The organism is Pseudohalocynthiibacter aestuariivivens (genome assembly GCF_018457175.1).
In the GTDB taxonomy this organism is placed as follows: domain Bacteria; phylum Pseudomonadota; class Alphaproteobacteria; order Rhodobacterales; family Rhodobacteraceae; genus Pseudohalocynthiibacter; species Pseudohalocynthiibacter aestuariivivens.
Window position 1 is genome coordinate 1 of the sequence record NZ_JAGFNU010000038.1, and the last position, 2,475, is coordinate 2,475.

Sequence of the window (2,475 nt, forward strand, 5' to 3'; positions counted from 1 at the left end):
ATCTGCTGCACGAGCGTGGCATTGGGATCAGCCACGAAACTGTGCGGTTTTGGTGGAACAGATTTGGCGCGATATTTGCAGCCGAAATCCGCAGGAAACGCGTCGAGCGGATGCGCGCGCATTCAAAATTGTATATTCTTTCGACTTAACTGGTGCTGTTCTCAACTCAGCATCTGTGAATGCAGTTTTGTCTAAACCTTTGGCCTTGCGACATTTTACAAAACGAGTTCTGGATTTCGTAGGGCGCATATAGAACACAAACCTCCGGGCGGTCCCGGTATGGTTCGAGCATATTCTGTCGGCGCGTTCCTGGAAATATATAAAAGTATTAGATACTTATCCTAAATGGTAGGAGAAGGTACAATTCGGCACAGCCGACTATTTCGCTTGCTTGTCAATATCTCAGGTCGGCAGGTTGTTTGGATCAGTCTTGGACACGGCGGACTTAGGGCAAGTCGATCTTGGACATCCCGCGCCCCATAACGCGAAGCAGGCTGATCGCCTGATGCGGCGGCAAATCCAAGCGCACTACGCGATCCACATCAACAATAACCGACGTTCCTGACCAGGCCGATGGCGACCCCGGAAGGAAGACTGCACTGCGATCCCCCATGCGTTCGACTTCAAATGCTAATTGGTCAAAGTCGTCGAATCTCACCAGAACCGGGCTCAAGACAGGCGTGGTATCATCTTCGCCTGCGATTCCTCCGACGATGCCTCTCGCAACCGCATATCCGGGTATGATATCAATCAGAGTGTCGTCCAAGCGCCCAACGCGTTTGGAGATCATAGTGGTCTTCGCCGCAAGACCGGCTGCAAAGCAGATTGCAAGGATCAGAACGATGGCGATGATATTCGCCATCGCGATACCTGCAAGACTATCCAGCGGGATCAAACCGTCGAGCGGTTGGGCCAGAAGCATGCTAACCTCAAACGCCTTGCCCAACACAATGGCAATAAACGCTAAAGGCACTAGAAACAGAATCCCACCTAGAATGGTTGTTTTCATGTGTGTTTCTCTCGGCTTGTGAGGCTTTTAGCCTTTGGATTGACCGTAGCGATACGCGCTTGTCGTCATGCCGGTCCAGCGCAGGAAGGCTCGGGTGAAATGGGCGCTGTTACTGTAGTGCAACCTGGCAGCAATCTCATTGACCGAAACAGTCGGATCGTCGAGCAACCCGATCGCCACTACCATCCTCCAATGGTCGAATATCTCGAAATATGTCGTGCCTTCGTCGGCCAATCTTCTCTGAAGCGTTCTGGGTGAGAGATCGAAACTGTCTGCGAGCAGCTGCACTGAGATTTTGGTTTCGGGCTCGATCGAATCCAGCAAGGCATACATTCTGCCGTCCATAGTTGGTGCAATGTGTGTCGGATCGACATAGGCGCCAGACATCCGCGTGGCAAGATCAACCGTCTCAAAGACCAGCCTGTTTGCCAACTGGCCCGTGCGTATCGTCGTGTTGTCCAGCCCGCGAATGCTGTCCAGTATCGATTCGTCTTTTGAGACCAGATCGATCTCTATTGGTGCCCATGCATCGCCGCACGCCGCGCGAAACCCATCGAGCGCGAGGAGGAGTGAAAACTCGGATTGCCAATTTCTGGTCTGTTGGTCCACGTGATGAAAGCTGTCCACGAAAATAGATTTGGGGCCCGACACGTTCAGAACTATCGTTTCGTTGGAAAGAATACTACTTTCCGGTTTGGTCGACAAATGAACTGCAGACAGAAGATCCGGCATCCCCATAATCGCGTCGCCCCAACCGGGAATGTTGTTCATTCGGTATGACCGAACGATCTCTAACCACATCTCGTGCCCCATTCGGGAGCGCACGGCATCAAAGAACGCAGCGACACGTGAAAGCGGCAGGCAAATCCCTAGATCCCGCATGTTGAACACGTCCAGACCGGACTGGGCAAAAAGGTCGTTAGTATTGGCGTTCTCGCGGTTTAAAGCTTTAAGCGCCGGAGCAATGAAGACACCATGTACAAATTGCAATGCAGCACACTCCGTTTCTTAAGCTTCCAACGCGCGATCGGCCAGATCATTGTTAGCGCAATTTTTGAATGAAATCAAATCGAAGTGATATTTGATTGGCTTTTTCTCAGGGCCACTAGTCAGTACTCGACAGGTTCGGTTTGTCGCTTAATGGATATTGCGAAGCAAATTCCTTCTTACATAATGCCCCTGATTAAAAGTCGGGTAAGGTGGCACTAGCTTTTGATTCCCCAGGGCTTGCAATAAGCAGCGACGGGCGAGAAGGCAGTCTGTTTTTGCATGAACACAATAGTGGGGGCTAAAATGTTCAAGTTAATTTATACGAGTCTCGTTCTGCTGCTTGTAATCGGGTTCACAGGAAGCCCATTACGAGCCGAAGAACCAGTCTCGTTCGACAGGTTTGATGGTTTCTATCTGGGCGCGCAGGCCGGAGTTGGCTCAGCGGCAGCCAAGTTCACCATCGCCAACATACCAAT

At 51.3% G+C, this 2,475-nt stretch carries 2 protein-coding genes and 1 pseudogene; 1 reads left to right on the forward strand and 2 read right to left on the reverse strand.

Features of this window, described 5'->3' with window-relative positions; all coding sequences use genetic code 11:
- Positions 1–125, forward strand: a pseudogene (locus J4E70_RS19485) (IS6 family transposase); the annotation flags it as partial.
- Positions 126–445: 320 nt separating this feature from the next.
- On the opposite strand, the gene J4E70_RS19190 reads toward J4E70_RS19485, so the two are convergent.
- Both J4E70_RS19190 and J4E70_RS19195 read right to left on the reverse strand, forming a co-directional pair.
- Complete coding sequence (locus J4E70_RS19190; protein WP_213891551.1) at positions 446–1,009, reverse strand: hypothetical protein; 564 nt, start codon at positions 1,007–1,009, stop codon at positions 446–448.
- 27 nt (positions 1,010–1,036) lie between these two features.
- Positions 1,037–1,999, reverse strand: a complete 963-nt coding sequence (locus J4E70_RS19195; RefSeq protein ID WP_213891553.1) for a helix-turn-helix transcriptional regulator — start codon at positions 1,997–1,999, stop codon at positions 1,037–1,039.
- Between the last annotated feature and the right edge of the window lie 476 nt (positions 2,000–2,475).

Coding starts and splice junctions, on each gene's coding strand:
- J4E70_RS19190 (WP_213891551.1), bottom strand. CDS start 1,009: ATGAAAACAACCATTCTAGGTGGGATTCTGTTTCTAGTGCCTTTAGCG.